The sequence below is a fragment of the Flavivirga aquimarina genome (assembly GCF_030540835.1).
Taxonomy (GTDB): domain Bacteria; phylum Bacteroidota; class Bacteroidia; order Flavobacteriales; family Flavobacteriaceae; genus Flavivirga; species Flavivirga aquimarina.
In genome coordinates, this window is the sequence record NZ_JAUOEK010000172.1 from 145,154 (window position 1) to 167,041 (window position 21,888).

13 protein-coding genes are annotated in these 21,888 nt (G+C 34.3%); all 13 read left to right on the forward strand.

Annotated elements, in window-relative coordinates; all coding sequences use genetic code 11:
• Positions 1-18 precede the first annotated feature (18 nt).
• Entirely contained in the window at positions 19-2,544 is a 2,526-nt protein-coding gene (locus tag Q4Q35_RS18495) for a glycoside hydrolase family 95 protein (RefSeq protein ID WP_303279509.1), read from the forward strand.
• Between the two features lie 13 nt (positions 2,545-2,557).
• Positions 2,558-4,222, forward strand: a complete 1,665-nt coding sequence (locus Q4Q35_RS18500) for a hypothetical protein (RefSeq protein WP_303279510.1) — start codon at positions 2,558-2,560, stop codon at positions 4,220-4,222.
• A 61-nt stretch (positions 4,223-4,283) separates the two neighbouring features.
• Complete coding sequence (locus Q4Q35_RS18505; protein ID WP_303279511.1) at positions 4,284-5,867, forward strand: sulfatase family protein; 1,584 nt, start codon at positions 4,284-4,286, stop codon at positions 5,865-5,867.
• A 110-nt stretch (positions 5,868-5,977) separates the two neighbouring features.
• Positions 5,978-6,145, forward strand: a complete 168-nt coding sequence (locus Q4Q35_RS18510; RefSeq protein ID WP_303279512.1) for a hypothetical protein — start codon at positions 5,978-5,980, stop codon at positions 6,143-6,145.
• Positions 6,146-6,297: 152 nt separating this feature from the next.
• Positions 6,298-8,670: a T9SS type A sorting domain-containing protein gene (locus Q4Q35_RS18515; RefSeq protein WP_303279513.1), complete on the forward strand. Its 2,373-nt coding sequence runs from the start codon at positions 6,298-6,300 to the stop codon at positions 8,668-8,670.
• A gap of 105 nt (positions 8,671-8,775) precedes the next feature.
• A complete protein-coding gene (locus Q4Q35_RS18520) occupies positions 8,776-10,371 on the forward strand; it encodes a sialate O-acetylesterase (protein ID WP_303279514.1) in 1,596 nt (531 codons plus the stop codon).
• Positions 10,372-11,336: 965 nt separating this feature from the next.
• A complete protein-coding gene (locus Q4Q35_RS18525) occupies positions 11,337-13,490 on the forward strand; it encodes a T9SS type A sorting domain-containing protein (protein WP_303279515.1) in 2,154 nt (717 codons plus the stop codon).
• 506 nt (positions 13,491-13,996) lie between these two features.
• Positions 13,997-14,407 (forward strand): hypothetical protein, encoded by a 411-nt coding sequence (locus tag Q4Q35_RS18530; RefSeq protein ID WP_303279516.1) that lies wholly within the window; start codon positions 13,997-13,999, stop codon positions 14,405-14,407.
• Positions 14,408-14,425: 18 nt separating this feature from the next.
• Complete coding sequence (locus Q4Q35_RS18535) at positions 14,426-15,187, forward strand: DUF6250 domain-containing protein (protein WP_303279517.1); 762 nt, start codon at positions 14,426-14,428, stop codon at positions 15,185-15,187.
• A 28-nt stretch (positions 15,188-15,215) separates the two neighbouring features.
• Positions 15,216-16,847 carry a GH39 family glycosyl hydrolase gene (locus Q4Q35_RS18540; RefSeq protein ID WP_303279518.1) on the forward strand — a complete coding sequence of 544 codons (1,632 nt, stop codon included), beginning with the start codon at positions 15,216-15,218 and terminating at the stop codon, positions 16,845-16,847.
• A gap of 10 nt (positions 16,848-16,857) precedes the next feature.
• Positions 16,858-19,275: a glycoside hydrolase family 3 N-terminal domain-containing protein gene (locus tag Q4Q35_RS18545; RefSeq protein WP_303279519.1), complete on the forward strand. Its 2,418-nt coding sequence runs from the start codon at positions 16,858-16,860 to the stop codon at positions 19,273-19,275.
• A gap of 3 nt (positions 19,276-19,278) precedes the next feature.
• Complete coding sequence (locus Q4Q35_RS18550) at positions 19,279-20,760, forward strand: sulfatase (RefSeq protein ID WP_303279520.1); 1,482 nt, start codon at positions 19,279-19,281, stop codon at positions 20,758-20,760.
• Between the two features lie 363 nt (positions 20,761-21,123).
• A partial coding sequence (locus Q4Q35_RS18555; protein ID WP_303279521.1) for a TRAP transporter substrate-binding protein occupies positions 21,124-21,888 on the forward strand: 765 nt, incomplete at its 3' end.

Consider the following 21,888-nt stretch of genomic DNA (forward strand, 5'->3'; position numbering starts at 1 on the left):
TACACATATACTTTAATTATGATGAATAAGATAATAGCATACAAAAAGAATAAAATAGCTGTTCTTATAATAGTGCTTTTTATTGTATCTAATGTTTTTGGACAAAAAAAGACAGATTTAAAACTTTGGTATACCGCACCAGCGGCAGATTGGAATGAAGCGCTTCCTCTAGGAAATGGCCGTTTAGGTGCCATGGTTTTTGGAAATCCAGCACATGAAAACATTCAGTTAAATGAAAATACACTTTGGGCGGGTGGCCCTCATAGAAATGACAACCCTAAGGCTAAAGAAGTTTTATCAGAAGTTAGAGAACTAATATTTCAAGATAAATATAGCGAAGCGCATCGTTTAGCAGAAGGTGCATTTATTTCGAAAAAATCTCACGGTATGCCTTATGAAACCGTAGGGAATTTAAGATTGAATTTTGTGGGACATCAGAATTTTTCAAATTATCATCGAGAATTAGATATTGAAAACGCAGTGAATACAACCATGTACACTGTTGAAGGAGTTGATTATAAGCGAGAAATTTTCACCTCTTTTTCAGATCAGGTTATAGTAATGAAATTAACAGCCAATAAAAAAGGAGCCATTAGCTTTTCAGCAAGTATGGATCGTCCTGCTCCTTCTAAGGTTACTCTTTCTTTAGAGAATGAGAATGTTTTAAAAATGACTGGTTTTGGTAGTGATAATAAAAACAAACGGTTACCAAAAGATGTTCCTGCTATTAAAGGAGAAGTTGAGTTTGATGCACGTGTAAAAATTGTACCAAATGGCGGAGAGTTAACCTCAGAGAATAACCAATTAATTGTTTCTAAAGCGAATAGTGTTATTCTCTATATATCTGTAGCTACCAATTTTGTAAATTATAATGATATTAGTGCCGACCCTCATAAAAAAGCAGCAGATTATATTGCTAAGGCAGAAAAAAAAGATTACAAACAATTACTGAGTAACCACTCAGCTTTGTATCAAAAGTATTTTAAAAGAGTATCGCTTAATTTAGGAAAAACAGATGCGGTTAAAAAACCAACAGATGTTAGGATAAAAGAGTTTAGTAAAGGATACGATCCTTCATTAGCAGCTATATATTTTCAGTTTGGCAGATATTTGCTAATTTCTTCATCACAACCAGGTGGACAGCCAGCAAACTTGCAAGGTTTATGGTGTAATCAATTAACACCGCCATGGAAAAGTGCATATACTGTAAATATTAATACACAAATGAATTATTGGCCAGCCGAGGTAACCAATTTACCCGAAATGCACGAGCCACTTATTCAACTGGTAAAAGACCTTTCTGTTACAGGAAAAGAGACAGCAGAGGTTATGTATGGTGTCGATGGTTGGGTGACACATCACAATACAGATCTTTGGAGAATTAGTGGTCCAGTAGATGGTGCTACTTGGGGAATGTGGCCAACAGGAGGTACATGGCTAAGTCAGCATTTATGGGAGAAATTCATGTTTAGTGGAGATTTAGATTATTTACGTTCGGTGTATCCTGCTATGAAAGGAGCTTCAGAATTTTGCTTAAGCTTTTTAACTAAAGACCCAGAAAACGATTGGTTGGTTATTTCTCCGTCAATTTCTCCAGAACACGGTCCTAAAGGGCGTCCAAAAAGTGTTAATATAGAAGCAGGTACGACTATGGATAATCAGTTAGTGTTTGACATACTAACCAAAACAATAAATGCCGCTAAATTACTAAATGTAGATTCTGAATGGATTCAAAAAAGTGAACAAACATTGTCTAAACTACCACCAATGCAAATTGGTCAATACAACCAATTACAAGAATGGATAGAAGATTTAGACGACCCGGAAAATAAACATCGTCATGTATCGCATTTATATGGATTGTATCCTTCAAATCTAATATCACCTTACAGAAACCCAGAGTTATTTCAAGGAGCTAAAAATACTTTAATTCAAAGAGGAGACCCTTCAACAGGTTGGTCTATGAATTGGAAAATTAACTTATGGGCTAGATTATTAGATGGAAACCATGCGTACAAATTAATGGGCGATCAAATCAAATTAGTAGGTAGGCCAGGTTCTCCAAAAGGAGGCGGTACTTATGCAAATATGTTAGATGCACACCCGCCATTTCAAATTGATGGAAATTTCGGATTTACCTCTGGTTTAACCGAAATGTTAGTGCAAAGTCACGATGAAGCCATTCATTTAATTCCAGCACTTCCCGATGTCTGGAAAGATGGAAATGTAAGTGGTTTACGTGCTAGGGGTAGTTTTGAAATTATAGCTTTAGAATGGAAAAATGGCGTGGTTGAAAAAGTTGTTATAAAATCCAAATTAGGAGGTAACTGCCGTATACGTACCTATAACGAATTAGTATATGCCGATAAAAACGAGATTACTTTAGCTTCAGGCATGAATAAAAACCCTTTTTATCAAACGCCTACAATTAAAAAGCCATTAATATCTAAATCCGCTACATTAAATGAAGTGGTACTAAGACCAACGTACTTATATGATATTCCAACAAAAATAGGTCAAGAAATTGTTTTGATTAAAAAATAATAATATAGATATAATGAATAAATTAAATCTTCGCAAGATACTAGTATTATCCCTTTTTGTGTCTAATGCTGTGTTGGGCACTAAATTAATAGCACAGAATCAGTTTTCTAAACCTTTAGTTTTAGATATGGTTCACCATAACCCAGGCGAGGCACCTTATCAATCGGTTTATAATAATCCTGCAGTGATAAAAGAGATGGGATATAATGGAAAAGTATATTTCCTTTTTGAATCTCCAGCATTGGCAATCAATTGGGAATCGGTAGATTCAGATATTTTACCAAAAGATTCCAAAGAGCGTGAGTGGGTTGATGATAAAGCAAAACAAATTAATAAAATGCATAAAGCCTGTAAAGATCAAGATATGGCTATTTATGCTATGTCCGATTTGGTTTTGTTCCCTAAACGTTTGATAGAGAAATATAAGATAGAAGATACATTTGGAGATCCTAACAACCCATTAACAGAGAGGTTTATTCGTGCTCAAATTAATGAGATGTTCGATCAGTTTCCTAGTCTTGATGGATTGGTTGTAAGAATAGGGGAAACTTATTTGCATGATGCTCCCTATCATCAAGGTGCTATAGAACATAAAACAAATCCAGAAAAAACGATTATTCCTTTAATGCAGATTTTGCGAGAAGAGATTTGTGTAAAACGAAATAAGCAACTTGTTTTTCGTACTTGGAATGCTTTCGATAGAAACCTAGGTTCTTATATGAAAGTTAGCAATGCTATTGAGCCACACGAGAATTTAATGATTAGTATCAAGCATTGTGAGGGAGATTTTCATAGGGCACGTCCATTCAGTAAAGTTATTGGTCAAGGGCGTCATCCTCAAATTATAGAAGTACAATCAGCTCGTGAATACGAAGGAAAAGGAGCTTATCCAAACTATATTGCTAATGGAGTAATTGAAGGATTTGAAGAACATGCTAGAATGCCTGAAGAAAAAACTAATAGCTTACGAGAATTTGTTGAAAAAAAACCGGAACTGTATGCTGGTATTTGGACTTGGTCTCGTGGTGGTGGATGGGAAGGTCCATATATAAAAAGAGAAATGTGGTGCGATTTAAACTCTTGGGTTATGGCACAGTGGGCCAAAAATACCAAGCAAACAGAAGTGTCTATTTTTAATCGATACGCAATGGAGCGTTTACATTTAAAAGGTGACGATGTTGCTAAATTTAGAAAACTTTGTCTGCTTTCGGCAGAGGCAGTAGTGAGAGGAAGAAATTCAACTCATTATGATATGAATGTATGGTGGACTCGTGATCAAGGGATTGGATGGCCAGAACCTGCAAAAGATATTGTGGGGCAAAAACGAAATTTAGAACAAAAAGACGAATCTGTAGCCAAGTGGGAAGACATTGTTAAGCTGGCAAAATCAATTCATTGGGAAAGTAAAGAGGCCGAAAGTCATGCTATAGGTTCTGCAGAATATGGTTTAAGGCTTTATAAAATATATAGAGCACTTATTTACATGTCTGATGCTGAGTCTAAAGGTGATAAAAAAGGTATTCAGAAGTGGATTAAAGCTTATGATAAAGCTTGGGTAGATTACAACAAGCTTCCAGAACAATATAACACTATTGCAACATTATATACACAAGAATACGATCGTCATATTACAAATAATGCAGACCGTAAAGTAAACGAATTAAGACAGCGTGATTAAATAAAAAGAATTGTTCTGACGCCCCATATCGATTTTGGGATCAAAAAAAACAAAAATAACTATGAATATACAAACAAGATTAGATAGGTTTTTTTCAATACCAACATGTTGTTTTTACTTTGTTTTTTGTGTTTTTTTTGGATGTGCTCAAACAAGTAAACCAAATATTATTATTATTTATACAGATGACCAAGGTTATGGAGACGTAAGTGCACTTAATCCAGAAGCTAAATTTAAGACCCCAAATATAGATAAATTGGTTAATGAAGGGCTTACTTTTACAGATGGCCACAGTAGTGATGCAGTTTGTACCCCTTCAAGGTACAGTTTATTAACTGGGCGTTATAGTTGGAGAACATCATTAAAAAAAGGTGTTATTGGTTCAGACGGGCCATGTTTAATTGAAAAAGATCGGATGACGATTGCTTCACTACTTAAAGACAATGGTTATAATACAGCTATGGTAGGGAAGTGGCATCTTCAAATGGAGTTTGAAGGTAGTTTAAAAGAAGGTGGACGAGATTGGTCAAAACCATTTACCGATGGACCTATAGAAAAAGGTTTCGATTATTTCTTTGGTATCCCTGCCTCTATGAATTTCGGAATATTGACTTATTTAGAGAACGACCGAGTATTAGATCCGCCCACGTTATTTACTAAAAAGAAAATGGATATTACGCCTCGTACCTATAGGATGACTCCGCCATATAAAGAAGAGCAAAGTAAAGGTTATGTTGAGGTAGCTCCTTCATTTAATGATGAATTAGTGCTAGAAACCTTTGCTAATAAGGCAGTTGAGTATATTAATAAATCTGCAAATGATGCCAAGTCTGGTAAACCTTTCTTTTTGTATTTGCCATTAACCAGTCCGCATTTACCACATTGTACACACCCCGATTTTCAAGGACGTAGCAACTGTGGGAATTATGGTGACTTTATGGAAGAAACCGATTATCGTGTTGGACAAGTGCTAGATGCTTTAAAAGCAAATGGTTTAGAGGAGAATACCTTAGTTATTTTTTCTTCAGATAATGGAGCTGAATCTAATTATGCATACCAAAGAGATACCTATCAACATTATAGCTGTATGAATTTTAAAGGAGGTAAACGAGATATCTATGAAGGCGGACATCGCGTACCGTTTTTAATGCGTTGGCCTAATGCTATTAGTGCAGGAAAAAAGGTTGATTCACCTGTATGTCAATCCGATTATTTAGCAACTATTGCAGATATTATAGGAGCAAAACTTCCAGATAATGCAGGAGAAGATAGTTATAGTCTATATCCAATGATGAAAGGGACCAACTCGAATCAAAATTTAGATAGAGCCGTTATTCATCATTCATTTACAGGACATTTTGCCATCAGAGAAGGAAAATGGAAATTAAACATGTTTAGAGGCTCTGGAGGCTCTTTAAAGCCAACTATTATAAAACCCGATTTAGGAGAAGCCTTGTTTGAGTTGTATGATATGGAAAATGACCCAGAAGAAACGAGTAATCTTTATTTTAAACATCCAGAAATTGTAAAAGAACTCAAAGAGAAGATTACCCAAATTATTAAAAATGGAAGATCGACAGTTGGGACTCCTCAACCTTATGTGAAGAAAAATTGGAAACAGGTTAACTGGATGACATTAAACTAACTATAAGTTTTAAATAATAAGAGTGCTATTCTCTTTAGCACTTATGGCTAAACAAAAGCATACCACCAAGAATTTAGAAGAATTAATTGTGAAATATAAAGACATTAAAAATGACTTATAAACCATTTTTAATCGAAAAGAATTCCTCGAGGCTCTGCCTCGGGACTGCCTCGAGGATAGTTGGTTTCAAGAAATTCTTTATTGGAGAAAATTTAGATGGATGGTATTTAAAATTAAGAAGTGAAAATGAAGCGTTAGCCAAAAGAGTAAAAATATAATTTATAATTACCTAAAAGACTAATAATTTATAGTTAATGAACTATATCTTACAGTCTTTTTTTTTAATAAAAATTCAACTATTCTTACCTTTAGTAGGAGAAAAAGACACTAGTTAGAACCTTCGAATTATTTAACTTTTTTAAATTAAATTATGAAAAATTATTATACTTTAAAAGTTCTGGCATTTTTATGCTTATTGGTGTCATGTATTCAATTACAAGCACAAACTATTGTAAATTCTTTAAGTGAGTTAATGCCTTATTTAGATGATGATAATGCAAACGTAAAACTAGTGCCAGGTACGTACTGGATAACAGAAGAAGACGCAAAGAATGGTCTTTATGAGACAGGAACAGATATTGTTGGTAGATTATCAAAGTCCCTACTTCTTTTCGCTGGAAACAACAGTACGTATGATTTTACAGATGTTACTATTAATGTAGAAACAAAAGTGTTTCAAGCTTATGGAAGTAGTTATCAAATATATGAGACCCATACAGTAGGTAACAATAATGTAATAAAAAATCTGACTTTAGTAGATGTGGGAGCATCGGAAGACGCTCCTACAAGAGGGGCGAATAGCATTGTGATGGATGGAGAGAATAATAGAATTGAAGGTTTTCATTGTACTATTAGAGGCTCCTTTCCATATGGCTATGGTGACATATTTGGAAAAGGAGGTGGTTCAGTTATTTCACATAGAAAACATAGTGCATGTTTGGTTAGAGGAAATTCTAATCATGTTAAAAACAGCACATTTATTCATAGAGCTTATGGGCATGGAATTTATTTTCAGGCTGCCAATGATCCAATAATTGAAGGCTGCCGTGTAGAAGGAGAACTAAGAACAACAGATGAAGTTTTAGCAGAAGAAGGGACAGGTTCACCAGCAGATAATGTTGATTTTATGACCGTATGGGGGTATAGATTACAACCTGGGTACACCTTTAGTTTACAAGAAGATGGTATTAGAGCTTATAATGCAGGAGAAACCATTATAAACGGTGTTGAATTAGAAAGAGGAACTAACAGACCAAGAGTGATTGATTGTGAGGTTGTTAAAATGAGATCGGGTGTAACTATTGGTTGGGCCCAAGGAGATAAATATGTAGAAAACTGTACCGCTCTAGCTTGCGAATCTGGTTTTTGGTGTGGTTCTGATGCCGAAGTGATTAATTGTCGAGGAGATGCATCCGTTGGCCCTTTGTATTCGGAAGATGTTGAACGTAGTAATTCAAATATAGAATTGACATTACTAAATAATTATGTGCCAAAATATGGTAATACCCCTACGATGTACATAGCTGGTACAAACCATAACGTTACTTTAAAAGACGGAACTGAAAACGTTGATAACGAGATAGAAATTCTTATAGGAGGAACTAGGTTAGGCCATCGATGGCTTGCAGGTTCAGGAGAAGAACCCCCCTATAAAGATGCCAATAACATTGTATTTGAGAATCAAGGCTATTTTCCTATAACTTTAGGAGCTAATTGTAGTCAAGCCAACATAGCTTCTTGTAGTGCAGTAACAGATAATGGTACAAATAATACTATAAATAGTTTTACTTGTACGCCTTTAAACTCGAATGATATAATTTGGATATCTGCCACACCATCAAATATAAATATGGATGCTCTTGGAGAAACGCAACAATTAACAACTACAATATATCCAACAAATGCAACGAATCAAAATGTAATATACACTAGCAATAATACATCTGTAGCAACAGTAGATGCCAACGGGTTAATAACAGCAATAGGTTATGGAGCAACTGCTATTACAGTAGCCACATTAGATGGAGAACATGTAAGTGTAAGCGCGGTAACTGTTACTCGCGACATAGGAATTAATCTAGCTTTAGCTTCGAATGGAAGTATTGCTTCTCAATCTACAACAGATTTTGGTGGCCTGCCCGAATTAGCTATTGATGGTAACACAGATGGAAACTTTGGTGGGGGTTCAGTCTCACATACAAGTAATGATGCGGGTCTTAAATGGTGGCAAGTAGATTTAGGAGAAGATAAAATACTTTGGAGTATTGTAATTTACAATAGAACAGGTAGTAATTACGGCGAAAGGTTAAATAATTTTACGGTATCTGTTATTGATTCTAATGGAAACACCACTTTTTCAGAAATATATGTAGATCCTCCAAACCCTTCACTAACAATAGATGTAGATGAAATTACTGGTAAAATAGTGAGAATTGAAAAAACTTCGGATAGAGGAATAACTCTGGCAGAGGTAGAGGTGTATGGAACATCGGTTTTAAGTGTTGAAGAAACTACCTTAAATACCATAAAACTATTTCCAAATTCAGTTACTAATCAATTTACAATTACAAACAGCCAAGGTGCAGTTATAAAAATCTACAATATGGTTGGGAAATTAATGATGAAGACTAAGATTCAAGGTAATTCAGAATCAATAGATGTAAGTAATTTTAATAGCGGGGTATATTATATTCAAATTAATAATAAGGGAATAATTGCTAGCAAGAAAATGGTTAAAAATTAAAATAACCATCATTTATAATTAAAGGGTCATAATTTATAGTTTGTTTTTTTTATTTTCGAAAAATTGCAATAAATTACTTTGTTTAGATAAACAAACTAAAAACCTATGAAATCACCCTATAAGTTACTAAGTATTTTTTTGATTTTTTTGCCACAATTTTTGATGGCAGATGTAACACTCAATGCTGTTTTTTCTGATCACATGGTCGTTCAAAGAGAAACAGAAATTCCAGTTTGGGGATGGGCAGATGCTAATGAGAAAGTTTCTGTAGTAGCAAGCTGGGGTGCACAAGCAGAAGTAATAACACAAGCAGATGGTACTTGGCGAGTTATGTTAAAAACACCTAAAGCAGGTGGACCATTTAAAATAACCGTTTCTGGGAAAAATACTATTGTAATTAATGATGTGTTATCTGGTGAAGTGTGGTTATGTACAGGACAATCTAATATGGATTTCGCAATGGCAAAGTTTGTTAGAGATGCCAGAGATCCAAAACATCAACCTTTAGTAGAATACATACGGAAAGAAATAGAAACTGTAAATGACGATTGGATTAGACATATAGAAGTACCACAAACAACTTCCATATTTGAAAAGAAACCCAATTTTAATGGCAATTGGGTAAGTGCCAATTCAGAAGGCATTGAAAAAATAACAGCTACAGGTTATTTTTTCGCAAAAGAACTGCGTAAACATTTAAATGTGCCCATAGGTTTAGTAGAATGCTCTTGGGGCGGTTCACGCATTGAACCTTGGATTTCTGAAGATGTTTATTTAGCCGATGAAAATATGAAAGCTTATTTTGAGGCCAATAGAAAGGAAGTTAACGAGACTATAGAAAAGATGGATGCAAAGGGATATAAAGACACCATTTATGAACGTAAGTTAGCAACTTGGACAAAAAAGGGAAAGAAAGGTCGTAAACCAAGACCAGCTACACACCCAAGAAAAGAGAGACAGATCCCTGCAACATTGTATAATGGTATGTTGTATTCCATTATTCCCTATAAAATAAAAGGAGCTATTTGGTATCAAGGAGAAAGTAATGCTGTTTATAGAGCAAATAAATATGAGGAATCATTAACAACTATGATAAATAGTTGGAGAGCAGATTGGAATCAAGGAGATTTTTCGTTCTATTGGGTGCAATTAGCAGCATGCAATAGAGCAAATGATGAGGCTGATAAAGGTTGGGCAACCGTTAATGATAAATTACGAAGAACTTTAAAATTACCAAATACAGGAATGGCTGTTTTATACGATATTGGTGAGCCAAAAGATATTCATCCGCATAATAAAATGGATGCAGGAAAACGTTTGGCACTTTGGGCTTTAGCAAAAGACTATCATAAAAAAGTTAAAGCAGTAAGCGGTCCCCTATACAAATCTTTTGAAATAAAAAACAATAAAATAGAAGTTGCGTTTACTCATACTGGTACTGGTTTAATGGTAGGACATAAGCATCTTTTAGATGAAGCTGTTTTGGTTGATGAACCATTAAAATGGTTTGAAATAGTTGGAGAAGATGGAGAATGGAAACCAGCTGAAGCTAAAATAGTTTCAGAGCATAAAATAGAAGTTTGGAATGTATCAATAACAAATCCATTACATGTACGCTATGCATGGTCTGGAAACCCAGAAGGTGCAAATTTATACAATAAAGAAGGTTTACCAGCCTCTGTGTTTTCAACAGAAGATTAATAAAAATACTATAGTTGTATCTATCTTCTTTATTTCCAAATAATTTACTAAAACCTTCATGGTTATAGCTGTTATAAATTCGATATTACTACCATCTAATCTGCATTATCTTCTCTAAAATTAAATAAATCACTAACAAATAATTAGTTTAATAAAGTTCATTCCAATAGTTCATTTACTATTATAGAATGATTGTTTTTGAGTAAAAAGAACTATAATTTATACAGAAAGAGCTATAATTTATATATTTTTTTAAATAAAAACCCTACATTATGTGAATGCTATTTTAAATTGATAATCAATTTATTATAAGGTGAAAAGACATGTTTTATTGACCGCTTAAACTTTAAACTAAGAAGCATGAAAAAAACTATTAATGGACTAGGTGGTGGTCTGTCTTTAACCAAAAGGACACTCTTTATTTTGTCATTTTTCACCCACCGTAACAAATTCTTTAAACACCCAATTCGTACATTCGGTTTTATTACGCAAAAAATCCGACCTGGACCGAATGATATATGGTTATGGTAGAGCTACAAATAGAATTCTTTTGTAGTCCGTATTAACACATATACTTTGTCTATGGCAAGTTATACAATTACGCGGTTTTGGATAATGTATCAAAACCATAATTTATAACGATTCTTTAAAGTGTCAGTCGTGTTGCATATTACTATGCTTTACGATGATATTTTGAAGGAGAAAAAGCTATGCGCAATAAGGAAGTAGAATACCTGAATCTCTGCAGGATTATTCAAAATTTATTCGAAAAATTCTCCAACTCTTGAGAAAGGGTTTCCAATTTCGTTAAATGAAAATCAAATAACCAAGACTTTCAAATTGGTTAACAAAGTAAACAGAATCTTTTAGTAGAGCTGTTTGTTTTAAATGTCATCATGGTATACAATATATACATAAATGTATGTGTACTAGCGAAAAAACAATAATAAATAAAACATAAAATCATGAAAAAAAATATCATATTATTTTTATTAAAAGAATATTCAAAAATATTTTTAACATTATTGTTGTTTGTGTCTGCAAATAGTTTTGCTCAAACAACGGTTAATTCACTTGCGGCTCTAAAGCCTTATTTAAATGATAATAACGTAAATGTTAAACTTGCGCCAGGAACGTACACTATTTCAGCAACCGATATCTCAAATGGGAGTTGGGGTTATACAGTTTCACAAATGGACTGGACTCGAACTGTTATGCTAATTGAAGGGTCAAACAGCACATACGATTTTACTGGTGTAACGATTAATTTTAATACCAATGTATTACAAGCATTTGGCAACTATGTTGTTCATCAATTTCAAATAACAGGAAATAACACAGTAGTTAAAAACTTAAAAATGGTGGATGTAGGTAACACAAGACCAACTAGAAGCGCAACAGATATTGTAATAGATGGTTCAGATAATACCGTAGAAGGGTTCCATATGACCATACAAGGCTCTTACCCTTACGGTTATGGAGATGCCTTTGGTAAAGGAGGTAGTAACACTATTATTGGACATAAAAAGCATTCCGCTTTACTTATTCGAGGCCTAGATAATACAGTTAAAAACTGTACACTTATTCATCGCTCTTATGGACATGGAATATTTATGCAAGCAGCAGTAAACCCAACTATAGAAGGGTGTTATGTGGAAGGCGAAGTGCGTACAACAGACAATATGTTGGCAGAAAACTCTGGTCCTGCTTATGATGTTAATTTTATGACCACTTGGGGATATAGACTTCCGGCAGGTTACATGATGAGTCTTCAAGAAGAAGGTATTCGGGCATATAATGCTGGTGAAACAATTATTAATGGAACATTTTATAGTAGAGGAACAAGTAATGTTACTATTAAGAATTGTACTGTTAAACGCATGAGAGGCGGTGTAACAATAACTCATGCATCGGGTACCAAAAATGTGTCTGGAACAACTGTAATTGAGTGCGAAAGAGGTTTTGCGGTAGGCACATCTGCAACAGTTACCAATTGTAGTGGAGATGCTAAATATGGCCCTGTTTTGGGTTTTGATTATAATAATGATAAAAACTCAAATATTAATATCACTCTATTACCTTCTACAAGTGGCGCTTATAATGGCAGTAGAATGATTGCATACATAGGAGGTAGCGGACACAACATTACTTTGAATAGTACCGAAACAGGTATAAACACACTGTACAGAGTACGCGTAGCAGGCACCAATACAGTTGTTAGAAGTACAAATAGTTTAATAGCAAGTAATATTGATATAGATAATTACTCTCATTATCCCTTGGTTTTAAACTCTGGCAGTTCAAGTATATCAGGTATATCTTGTGGGGCGATTACCAATTCTGGTAGCAGCAATAGTGTTACTAGAAATACAGGTATTTGCCCTGGAGGTACGGCTTCCCCAAATTTTCGGTTAGTAAAGCGTAATGCTACGGGATTTGCCATGGACGGTGGCAGTGGTGGCGCTAATGGGCAGAGTATCGAGTTGTACACGAATATAAATCATAATAATCTAACCTGGACCGAAATAGATAGAGGAAATGGTTACTATTCCTATCAAAAATATGGCACCAATTATTGTATCGATGGAGGTAATGGAGGAGCCAATGGACAAGATGTTTATTTATGGACTTGCAGTGACAACAACCAAAACCAGCATTGGCAAAAAATTAATGCAGGAAATGGCCACTATCGACTACAAAAACGAAATGCATCGGGGTACTCTATCGACGGAGGCGGTGGAGGTGCCATCAACCAAAATGTGTATTTATGGAGTTCAAATAGTAACAATCAAAATCAACAGTGGAGATTCGATACTGTTGCTAGTAGTTCAAAAACAGCCAATGAGAAATTGTTATCACAAGAAGATGAAAATGATCAAAGAAGTAATGTGGGGATTTATCCCAATCCAACTTCCAGTAGTCTAACAATTGTTACACCTGCTTCAAAATTTAATAACTATACCATCTTTGATATAAGTGGGAGAGCAAATATAAAAGGCCTTATTCCATCAGGAGCAAAAGAATCGAGTTTGGATATTAGTCGTCTTTCAAAAGGAGTTTATATAATGTCATTAAATGGAAATCATATAACCAAGACTTTCAAATTGGTAAAGAATTGAATAAGTTAATCGAAAAGAATTTTTGAAGCTTTACCCATCTGAAGGTAGAGATTTTTAAGAAATTAAATTATTAAAAACAAAAAGCAGCACTTTTTAATCAAAAAGAATTCCTCGAGGCTCTGCCTCGGGGTTTCGGTTGAAATTGTCATTCCCGAGAAATCGGGAATCTAAATAAAAAATTTCTTGAAACGAGTGAAATACCCCTATGTCCCGATAGCTATCGGGACTGCCTCGAGGATAGTTCGTTTCAAGAAATTTTTTATTTGGTGCTGTTTTTTTGTTTTAAATACAGAAAGAGGGGAAGTTCGGAATAGAGTAGCATAGAACGTTTCAAAAATCTCTAAAAAAGCTAGTTCAAACTTTTTTATTTCCAAATGAACCATCATTTATAAGGTATGGGTAATTATTTATAGTTTTAAATCTTATTTTTTGCAAAATTGCATAAAATATTTATTTCTTTTTACTAAAAGTAAAATATAACGATGATTAAAAAATGGACTTGTAAAATGACTACAAAGTATGCTTTAATAATAATCATGCCTTTTGTGTTTAACTCCCTTTTTGCCCAAAAAATAGATTTAATTTATACAACACCTACAGAGTGTTGGGTACAAGCTAACAATGCGACGGTCTTTAAAATGCAAGAAAGATATCTTAAAGCCTATGCGTTATATTTTTCGAAATTTGTTCAGACGTATAAAAAGAAAGGCATTCCGCTTTTTGCAATTATGCCACAAAACGAAATTTTAAAATCTTCTAAAGGAAAAAATCATTTAGCCTTTCATCTTAAAGATGGTCGTACTATATTGCTTGTGAATAACCCAGAAGAAACATCAAAAACACTGAATGTTATGTATAATAATAAACCTATTTCGGTGCAGATAAACCCCAAACCGATTAGTACACTTATAATTTAAAATTAATTATTGATACGAATGAATATTCAAAAATTTAATTCAAACAGGTTTTACATTTTATCCCTTTTATGCCTCTCTGTTTTTATGCTTTCATGCGAAAAAAAGGCACATACTGTTCATATAAACGATTCGCTTACAGCAAAAGCTACATTAATATATAATGATGCTTTTGAAAACGATTTAGACGATTGGAAAGTAGAACAAATGCCAGAAGGAAAAGTTGAAATTAAAGATGGGAAATTAGAAATTACAGATGTAGCAGGTTGTACCATTTGGCAAAAAATGTCATTTAGGGGACCAATTATGATTGAGTATGATGTTGTTGTAATTGATAATGGTGGCCCACAAGATAGAGTGTCAGATTTAAATTGTTTTTGGATGGCGATAGACCCTGAAAATTCAAATAATATTTTTGAAAACTCTGAAAAGCGCGGCGGTAAATTTTCTAATTATGATACTTTACGCCTGTATTATATGGGAGTTGGAGGGCATTACAATACAAAAACCAGATTTAGAAGATACGTTGGAGATGGTAACAGACCTTTGTTGCCAGAACATGATTATACAGACCCTGATTTTTTGTTAACGCCAAATAAGCCATACAAAATAAAGATCATTGCTTTTGATGGTATTATCCAATATTACAGAAACGATATTTTAATGGTAGATTTTTTTGATAAAAACCCTTATCAATCAGGGCATTTTGGTTTTAGAACAGTAAATAATCATATGACAGTCGATAACTTTAAAGTATATCAATTAAGTGCAACAAAAAAATAAAATTTAAACATCTAATTAATTTATAATAATGAATTTATTAAAAAAAAGAATCACTGTGTTCTTACTCACTATAATGTTGGGGGTAAATGCACAACAAGTTAATGTTAATGCCTCTAAAGAAGGAGAGAAATTTGAACATTTCTGGAGTAAGGTGGTTGGTGCAGGTCGAGCAAACGAAGGGCTTAGAGCAGGTTGGTTAGAACAATTGCAAACTGTTGAAGAAAATTGTGGCTTTGAATATGTTCGTTTTCACGGGCTTTTTCACGACGATATGTTTCCTGTAATTATAGAACGAGGAAAAAACCTCTACAACTGGCAATATATTGATGATTTGTTTGATCGCATGCTAGATTTAAATGTCAAGCCATTTGTAGAATTAGCTTTTTTACCAACCAGTATGGCTGCCGAAAATTCTAAAACCGTGTTCTGGTGGAAAGCCAATATAACACCAGCCGAAGATTCATTTGAAAAATGGCACGATTTAGTTAAAGCCTTTACACAGCATTGTGTAGATAGATATGGTATTGAAGAAGTACTAACCTGGTATTTTGAAGTTTGGAACGAACCCAATTTATACCCATTATTTTGGGATGGTACAAAATCACAGTATTTTGAATTGTATAAACAATCTGCCATAGCAGTCAAATCTGTTGATAAAAGATTAAAAATTGGAGGGCCATCAACCAGTAATTTTGTGCCAGACACCCGTTTTGATGGAGAAACAACCGATAATAAAGCTTCAGAAGCTATTTATAATACTGACGATATTAATAGTTTGGAATGGCATGGCGTATGGATAGAAGATTTTTTAAAGTATTGCAAAAAAGAAAGGCTTCCTGTAGATTTTGTAACCACACATCCGTATCCAACCGACTATGCCTTTAATCCCGAAACAGGAAAAGGAAAAGGGCTTACTCGTTTTGTGCAATCTACTAAGTTAGATTTAGAATGGCTAAATAAAACCATTGCAAAAAGTGCATTTCCAGATGTTGAAGTGCACCTTACAGAATGGAATACCAGCCCAAGTAGTAGAGACGATATGCACGATCGTTTACCCGCAGCAGCTTATATTGTTAAAAGTAACCTAGATTGTATTGGTTTAACAAACTCTTTAGCCTTTTGGACCTTCACAGATATATTTGAAGAAAAAGGCGGAGCAGCTAGTATCTTTCATGGAGGCTTTGGTATGATTAATTTTCAAGGATTAGTAAAACCATCTTACCACGCCTATCGTATGTTGCATCAATTAGGCGATGAAAAATTATATAAAGACGATTACCTTTTTGTAAGTAAAAAATCTGAAAATGGAAATATTGTTGCCCTTGCTTATAACTATCCAGAAGAATATGAAAATTCAGTACCAGCAGGGAAAGATAAGCGCGAAAAAGGAACATCTAAAAATCTTGATTTAGTACTTTCAAACTTAAAACCAGGAACCATGTTTGAAATTCAAATTTTAGACAAAGATCATGGAAACATTCATAACTTTTGGGAATCTATGGGTAAACCAGAACCACCAACACGAGAAGAAATTAAAGTGATGAAAGAATACGCTAACAAAATGAAAATAGAATTTGTAAAAGTCGATGATAAAGGTAATCTGTCAATTAAGCACGAGATAACACCATGGAGTTTAGTATTAATAGAACAAATAAATTAAATAACTAAAGATGAAGTATAAAACATCGATATTAGTTTTATCATGTGTTTTTTTATTATCAGCAAGTATTAAAAAAGAAAACTCAAAAATCTATCACAAAGGCTGGATAGATTTTAATAAAAATGGTGTAAAAGATATTTTCGAAGACTCTAAAGCAGATATAGAGGCTAGAGTAGCTAACTTAATTTCTTTGATGAATGTTGAAGAAAAAACATGTCAACTCGCTACGTTATATGGCTATGCACGAGTTTTAAAAGATGAATTGCCAACACCAGAATGGAAAAACCGTGTATGGAAAGATGGTATAGCCAATATAGATGAACACTTAAACACGATTTGGAATCAGGAAAAAACCCATACAAAATTATCGTTTCCATATAGTACCCATGCCGAAGCCATTAATAAAGTTCAAAAATGGTTTGTAGAAGAAACAAGAATGGGCATTCCTGTAGATTTTACAAATGAAGGAGTACATGGCTTATGTCACAAAAAAGCAACACCATTACCAGCACCAATTGGTATTGGTAGTACTTGGAATAAAGAATTGGTTTATAAAGCAGGAACTATTGTTGGACGAGAAGCCAAAGCTTTAGGTTACACAAATGTGTATGCACCTATATTAGATATAGCGAGAGACCAAAGATGGGGACGTGTGTTAGAATGCTATGGAGAAGAACCATTTCATATAGCAGAAATGGGGAAACAAATGGTATTAGGTGTGCAATCGCAAGGTGTCGCTTCAACCATAAAACATTTTGCAGTGTATAGCATCCCAAAAGGAGCAAGAGATGGAGATGCAAGAACAGACCCACACGTAGCACCCCGTGAAATGCATCAATTACATTTGTACCCTTTTAAAAGAGTACTAAAAGAAGCTAAACCTATGGGGGTTATGAGTAGTTATAACGATTATGATGGTGTACCAGTTTCAGCAAGTCATTATTTTTTAACAGAATTGTTACGAGAGCAATATGGTTTTAAAGGTTATGTTGTTTCAGATAGTGAAGCCGTAGAATACGTTTCAGATAAACATCATGTAGCAGCAGATTATAAAGAAGCAGTTAGACAAGTTATAGAAGCAGGTTTAAATGTACGTACCACGTTTAGAACCCCAGAGTCGTTTATTGAACCTTTGCGAGAGTTGATAAAAGAAGGCAAAATATCAATGAAAACTATTGATTCTAGAGTTGCCGATGTTTTACGAGTTAAGTTTAAGTTAGGTTTGTTTGATACGCCTTACGTAGAAAATCCGAAAGAAGCAGATAAATTGGTTCATACAGAAGCAGATGAAGCATTTTCAAAGCAGATAAATAGAGAATCATTAGTATTGTTAAAAAACGAAAACAATTTATTACCACTTGATGTAAATAAGGTAAATAAAATATTAGTTACAGGACCATTAGCAGACGAGGTAAGTTTTACATACAGCCGATATGGACCCGCTTTCAATCCATCAACATCGGTGTGTCAAGGCGTTAAAAATTATGTCGCAGATAAGGCCGAAGTCAATTTTGTAAAAGGTTGTGATATTGTAGACCCCGATTGGCCAGGGAGTGAAATTATTCCAACACCACTTTCAAGTGAAGAGCAAGCCGATATTGATGCAGCTGTTGAAAAAGCTAAACAATCTGATATAATAATAGCCGTAGTTGGTGAAGATGAAAAACGAGTAGGCGAAACAAAATCGAGAACCAGCTTAGGGCTTCCAGGAAGACAATTTCAATTAGTACAAGCACTTTATGAAACAGGAAAACCAGTGGTTTTAGTACTTATAAACGGTCAACCTTTAACTATAAACTGGGAAAACAAGTTTTTACCAGCTATTTTAGAAGCGTGGTTTCCTAGTACAGCTGCTGGCGAAGTGATTGCAGAAACATTATTTGGAGATTATAATCCTGGCGGAAAATTATCGGTAACATTTCCTAAATCTGTAGGACAAATTCCATTAAATTTTCCATTCAAACCAGGGTCACAAGCAGGACAACCCGGAGCAGGACCAAATGGTTATGGAAATACCCGAGTTTTAGGACCTCTCTATCCTTTTGGCTACGGATTAAGTTATACCACGTTTGAGTATAGTGATTTGGTGGTGAATCAAAAAACAAAACAATCTCAAAGTGATGTAGAAGTGTCATTTAAAATAAAAAATACAGGTAAACGTGCAGGTGATGAGGTAGTTCAACTTTATGTGAAAGATTATGTAAGTACTGTAACGACTTATGAATCGCAACTTCGAGGTTTCGAACGTATACATTTATTACCAAATGAAACAAAAACTGTAAATTTCACATTAAACCCAGACGATTTGGTTATTTTAGACAAGCATATGGATTGGACTGTCGAACCTGGTATGTTTAAAGCTATGATTGGTAGTTCATCAGAAGATATACGATTAAGCAAAGATTTTGAGATTATTCCTGTAAATTAATTTATGAAAATTATTAGCAAATTCATTCTTTATAGTGTTTTATTATGTTTTACATTTTCTTGTAAAAGCGAAATAATTCAGAAAGAAAAACAACCAAACATATTATTCATAGCAGTTGATGATTTAAAAACCGAATTAGGCATTTATGGCAATTCGGTTATTCAAACACCAAATTTGGATAAGTTGGCTTCAGTAGGTACAGCGTTTGCTAATCATTACGTACAAATTCCTACCTGTGGTGCTTCAAGGCAAAGTTTACTAACAGGATTACGACCAAGAACGGTAGTTCAGTTGGATAACAATATAACAGCCATAGAAACTTCAAACAAACCAGAAGGAGAAACGCCAGAATCATTCATCCATCATTTAAAACGCAATGGATATTATACCGTTGGAATAGGTAAAATTAGCCACTCAGCAGATGGTTTGGTATACGGATATAACGATATGCCTTCAAATAAAAGAGAACTTCCGCATAGTTGGGACGAAATACTTTTTGATAGCGGAAAATGGAAGACAGGTTGGAATTCATTTTTTGCCTATGCCGATGGTGAAAACCGTCAAAGCATGAAAAATCAGGTAAAACCTTATGAAGCTGGCAATGTGGAAGATGATGGGTATCCAGACGGGCTTACTACAAAAATGGCATTATCATCACTAAAAAGGTTAAAAGAAAAAGATAAACCATTTTTCTTGGGAGTAGGGTATTTTAAACCGCATTTACCATTCAACTCACCAAAAAAATATTGGGATTTATACAATAGAGATTCAATAAAAATCTCAAAAAACCCAAACATTCCAAAAAATATAAACTTGAAAAGTTTGCATGCTAGTGGAGAATTTAATCGTTATGCTTTGGGGGATGAAATAGCAACGCTTAAACATCGAGTTTCTGACGAATATGCTAAAAAATTGATTCATGGGTATTATGCTTGTGTTAGTTATGTTGATGAGCAAATAGGGCTTTTGATTAAAGAAGTAGAAGCTCTTGGATTAGAAGAAAACACCGTTATTGTTGTTTGGGGAGACCACGGTTGGCATCTAGGAGATCAACAAGTTTGGGGTAAACACACTATCTTTGAAGAGGCTTTAAATAGTACGCTTGTTATAAAAGTTCCAGGTTTAAAATCTTCTGGAAAAACTAATAAAACGGTGGTTGAAACAGTTGATATTTATCCAACATTATTAGAACTTTGTGGTATTGAAGCACCTTATAATTTAGATGGAAGAAGTTTGGTAGGTTTAATGGATAATTCTAAACCAAGGCAAAAAGATGTAGCTTATAGTTATTTTAAAAATGGTATTTCACTAAGAACAGAGAGATACCGTTTAACCAAATATTTTAGACAAGGAGAGCCAACAATCGAATTATATGATTATCTGAATGACCCTTTTGAAACCATTAATATAGCATCAGAAAATGCAGAAACTGTAAATAAGCTAATGCCATTGTTAGAAGCAGGTAATACAGGGTTGTATAATTGAGCAAGGTTATTTAGAAAGATGTTTAAAACTAGTAATTTCAAACATAAATGAATTTGACTAACAATAGAAGAGTTCATTAATAAAAGTTAGTTGATTAAAAGAAAATGAATTCTATAAGTAATGTTAGTGAAGAATAATATAAATTATAATTCATAAAGGGATTATAGTTTATAGTGTTTGAATTATAATTTATTCGTCATATTTAATATTTATATTAAAATTGCTCATAATATAAATTATCTTGTAGTATGTGCAAAAACATGAATTAAAATAAGATAGTTTTAGTGTTTTGTTTTTTACCATAAAGAGATGCATAAAACAAAAAGTAAATTAACAAAGTCAAATTATTCAATACTATACGTAATGCTAAAAAGACTCCCCATACTATTACTGTTCCTTGTATTTATTTCCTGTAAAGAAGAATCCGGCGAGAAGGTTCTGTATCTGGCCCATACCTTACCTCAGACGCATCCAGTACACAAAGGGATTTTAAAGTTCCAAGAAGTATTAGCAAAAAAGTCAGGAAACACATTGAAAATAAAAGTATTTCCAGACGGTCAGTTAGGCTCCGAGCGCGAAGTATTAGAGCTATTACAAATAGGAAGCGTAGCGATAACCAAAGTAAGTGCCGCGACGCTCTCTAATTTTGTACCCGAATACCATGTACTGGGAATCCCCTACCTATTTAAAAACAAGCAGCATCAATTTGACGTACTAGAAGGCCCTGTAGGCAAGTCGATATTGGAAAAAGGGAGTAAATTTTGGTTGCGAGGGCTCTGTTATTACGATGCAGGGAGTAGAAGTTTTTATACCAGTTCCAAAGCAATCCGTACCCCCGACGACCTAAAAGGACTGAAGATAAGAGTGATGAACAACCAAATGGCTATCAACATGGTCAATGCGATGGGAGGCTCGGCCACACCGATGGCCTATGGAGAACTATACACCGCAATCCAACAAGGCGTAGTGGACGGAGCCGAGAACAACCCGCCCTCGTTTGTCTCCTCAAACCATTACGAAGTAAGCAAGTATTATACAATAGACGAACACTCAGCCGTTCCCGATGTCTTACTGATCAGTACCAAATACTGGGAAAAACTATCAGAGCAAGAACGCCAGTGGGTAGAA